Below are 3,631 nucleotides of genomic sequence, written 5' to 3'. Positions count from 1 at the left end.
TCCCGCCGATCGACACGATCCCCTTCCCGATCGAGGAGGACCCGGGGCTCCCCGCGTCGCAGATCGACGCGATGCAGCGGCTGCAGGAGCGCCAGAACGCCAGCGGCGACGCCGGATCGAGCAAGGTCGACGGCTTCGAGGCGTCGATCCACAAGATCAAGGAGCAGGTGCTGCCGCGCCTGCTCGAGCGCGTCGATCCCGAGGCGGCGGCGACCCTGGGCAAGGACGAGCTGGCCGAGGAATTCCGCCCGATCATCGGCGAGGTGCTCGCCGAGCTCAAGCTGACGCTTAACCGCCGCGAGCAATTCGCGCTCGAAAAGGTGCTGGTCGACGAATTGCTCGGGCTCGGCCCGCTCGAGGAATTGCTCGCCGATCCCGACGTGTCGGACATCATGGTCAACGGCCCCGAGCAGACCTTCGTCGAGCGCAAGGGCAAGCTCGAACTGGCCAAGATCCAGTTCCGCGACGAGGCGCATCTGTTCCAGATCGCGCAGCGCATCTGCAATTCGGTCGGCCGCCGCGTCGACCAGACCACCCCGCTCGCCGACGCGCGGCTCAAGGACGGCAGCCGCGTCAACGTGATCGTGCCTCCGCTCAGTCTGCGCGGCACCGCGATCTCGATCCGTAAGTTCAGCGCCAAGCCGATCACGCTCGATATGATGGCCGGGTTCGGCTCGATGTCGGTGAAGATGGCGACCGCGCTCAAGATCGCCGGGGCGTGCCGCTTCAACATCGTCATCTCGGGCGGCACCGGCTCGGGCAAGACGACGATGCTCAACGCGCTGTCGAAGATGATCGACCCCGGCGAGCGCGTGCTGACGATCGAGGACGCCGCCGAGCTCCGGCTCCAGCAGCCGCACTGGCTGCCGCTCGAAACCCGCCCCGCCAATCTCGAGGGGCAGGGTGAGATCTCGATCCGCGATCTGGTCAAGAACGCGCTGCGTATGCGCCCGGATCGCATCATCCTGGGCGAAATCCGCGGCGCGGAATGTTTCGACATGCTCGCCGCGATGAACACCGGTCACGACGGTTCGATGTGTACGCTCCACTCCAACTCCCCGCGCGAGGCGCTGGCGCGTATGGAGAATATGGTGATGATGTCGGACATCAAGGTGCCCAAGGAAGCAATCAGCCGGCAGATCGCGGATTCGGTCGATATGATCATCCAGGTCAAGCGCCTGCGTGACGGCTCGCGCCGCGTGACCAACGTCACCGAGGTGATCGGGATGGAAGGTCCGGTGATCGTGACGCAGGAATTGTTCAAATTCGAATATCTCGACGAGACCGCGGACGGCCGCATCCTCGGCGAATATCGCTCGATGGGGCTGCGTCCCTATACGATCGACAAAGCCAAGCAGTTCGGCTTCGATCAGGCGTTTCTGGAATCCTGCCTGTAAGCTGAGCGGGTTAATCGCGCACAGCCTCTCGACGTTCGGGCCGAGCCTGTCGAAGCCCTGCACTTTTCTTCTCATGAAGACAGCCAGCCCTTCGACAAGCCCAGGGCGAACGGGAGAGCGAAGCCACTCGCTCCAGCGACAAACGGTGGCATTTCGTCGTTGAGACGTGCATGGCGACGCTATGGCGCTCGCCCTGTTCTTCCCGTTGCTTGCCGCGATCCAGGCACCGCTCGCCACCGCATTGCCGCCGGTCGCGCATGCGCCGGGGGCGGGGCGGCTTGCGCCCGATACCGAGGCGCGCTGGGTGCCGTTCGATCTGACGCCGGGGAACCAGATCCGTTTCGACATGACGGTCGACGGCCGCGCGGTGACCGCGATCCTCGATACCGGGGTGAGCTATTCGGTGCTCGCGCGGCGCTATGCCGACGCCACCAAGCTCGCGGTGACCGCCGGCGGCAGCGCCACCGCGATCGGCGGCGCGGTCGATATCGGCTGGGTCGCGACGCGCGAGATGCGGCTCGGCGGGCTGACGCGCATCGGCGGGGGGCTCACCGTCGCCGATCTGCCCGCGATCGCCACCGGCAGCGCCAGGCCGGTCGACCTGCTCGTCGGGCGCGATCTGATCGGCGATTATGCGCTCGACATCGATTATGCTGCGCGGCGCTTCCGCTTGCTGCGCTCGGGGCGGATGCCGTTCCGCGGGCAGGTCGCGCCGCTCGCCATCGCGCGCGACAAGCGCGTCTATATCGGCGAGGTGGCGCTGGGCGCGGCCGAGCTCAAGCCGATGGTGGTCGACACCGGCGACGGTTCGTCGATCACCGTCACCGCGGAGGGCTGGCGCGAGGCGAAGCTCGCCGGGGTGCGCACCACCTCCGCGATCTCGTTCGGGCTCGCCGGGCCGGTGGTCAGCACGATCGGCATCGTGCCGATGCTGCGGATGGGGCAGCTCGTCGCGCGCAACGTCGAGGTGCGGGTCGAGCCGGTCGGCGGCTTTTCCGAGACGATCGGCGCGGCGGGGCGCGTCGGCTCGGGTTTCTTGCAGAATTACCGCGTGCTGCTCGATCCCGGCGCGGGGCGGATGGTGCTCTCCGCCGGCGAGGACGCGGACGAGCCGCCGCTGCGCTCGACCAGCGGGCTGCTCGTCGGGGTCGAGCCCGATCGGCTGCGGGTGCTGCATGTCATGCGCGGCGGCCCGGCGGCGGCGGCCGGCTGGCGCGAGGGCGATATGATCTGCGCGATCGACGGCGCCCCGGTGCCGCGCGATTATGCCACCAGCCCGCTCGCGCATTGGTCCGCCGATACGCCGGGGCGGACGGTGGCGCTCGGCATGTGCGACGGCACGACGCGGCGGCTGACGCTGGCGGATTTTTATTGAGCCGGCAGGAATTTAAGTAGGATTACCTGTCCCCGTTCGGGCCGAGCTTGCCGAAGCCTGCTTTTCTTCGCCAAGCAGTACAGCCCTTCGACAAGCTCAGGGCGAACGGGTGGCGGAGGTCAGGTCACCCCAGCTTGTCGACCTTGTCCTGCAGCCGCGCGAGCTCGGCCTTGAGCGCGGCGATCTCGTCGTCCTTCGCGCCCGCGGCATCGGCGCTACCCTTGGGCTTGAACGCGCTCGCCGCGGCCTCGAACATCGCCATGTTGCGCTTGGCCATTTCGGCGAACGGCGAATTGGCGAAGGCGCCCTCGACCGCGGATTTGAACTGCGCCTGGTTGCGGCGGAAACTTTCCATCGACGCTTCGAGATAGGCGGGGACCATCGCCTGCATCGAATCGCCGTACATCGCGATCAGCTGGCGCAGGAAATTGACCGGGAGCATCGTCTGCCCGCGGCTTTCCTCCTCCATGATGATCTGCGTCAGCACATTGTGCGTGATGTCTTCATCGGTCTTGGCGTCGACCACGCGGAATTCGCGGCCTTCGCGCGTCATCTGCGCGAGATGATCGAGCGTGATGTAGGACGAGCTTTCGGTATTATAGAGACGGCGGTTCGCATATTTCTTGATGATCACCGCGCCGTCGCCGGCATGCTGCTTCTTCATCGAAAGCTCCCGCAATGAGTGTTTACCGCGGTACAGCACAAACTTCCGCACCGCAACACGGCCCCCGGCCGCTGCCGCTGTTCCTCGATATGGTGCGCAGCGAAACCGCAGCATCGCCCGAGCGCCTGCCTGCCGTGCTCGAAGGGTTGCGCCGCTATCAGGAAGCGCCGCGCGGCCGCGTGCGCCGCGCGATGC

Annotated in this window: 3 protein-coding genes and 1 pseudogene; 3 read left to right on the top strand and 1 reads right to left on the bottom strand. The window is 66.7% G+C overall.

The genetic code is table 11. The features are described from left to right. Nucleotides 1–8 precede the first annotated feature (8 nt). Entirely contained in the window at nucleotides 9–1,397 is a 1,389-nt protein-coding gene (locus tag BGN95_RS09785) for a TadA family conjugal transfer-associated ATPase (RefSeq protein ID WP_286772570.1), read from the top strand. 181 nt (nucleotides 1,398–1,578) lie between these two features. Then, complete coding sequence (locus BGN95_RS09780) at nucleotides 1,579–2,772, top strand: aspartyl protease family protein (RefSeq protein ID WP_265313523.1); 1,194 nt, start codon at nucleotides 1,579–1,581, stop codon at nucleotides 2,770–2,772. A 124-nt stretch (nucleotides 2,773–2,896) separates the two neighbouring features. On the opposite strand, the gene phaR is transcribed toward BGN95_RS09780, so the two are convergent. Beyond that, entirely contained in the window at nucleotides 2,897–3,436 is a 540-nt protein-coding gene (gene phaR, locus BGN95_RS09775) for a polyhydroxyalkanoate synthesis repressor PhaR (protein ID WP_179512991.1), read from the bottom strand. A gap of 14 nt (nucleotides 3,437–3,450) precedes the next feature. Here phaR and BGN95_RS09770 point away from each other — a divergent pair. Further along, nucleotides 3,451–3,631: pseudogene (locus BGN95_RS09770) on the top strand (hypothetical protein); the annotation flags it as partial.

Origin of the sequence: Sphingomonas sp. 66-10 (assembly GCF_001897045.1) — a bacterium.
Taxonomy (GTDB): domain Bacteria; phylum Pseudomonadota; class Alphaproteobacteria; order Sphingomonadales; family Sphingomonadaceae; genus Sphingomonas; species Sphingomonas lycopersici.
Note: the sequence above shows the minus strand (reverse complement) of the source record. Positions and strands in the feature narration are given on the sequence as shown.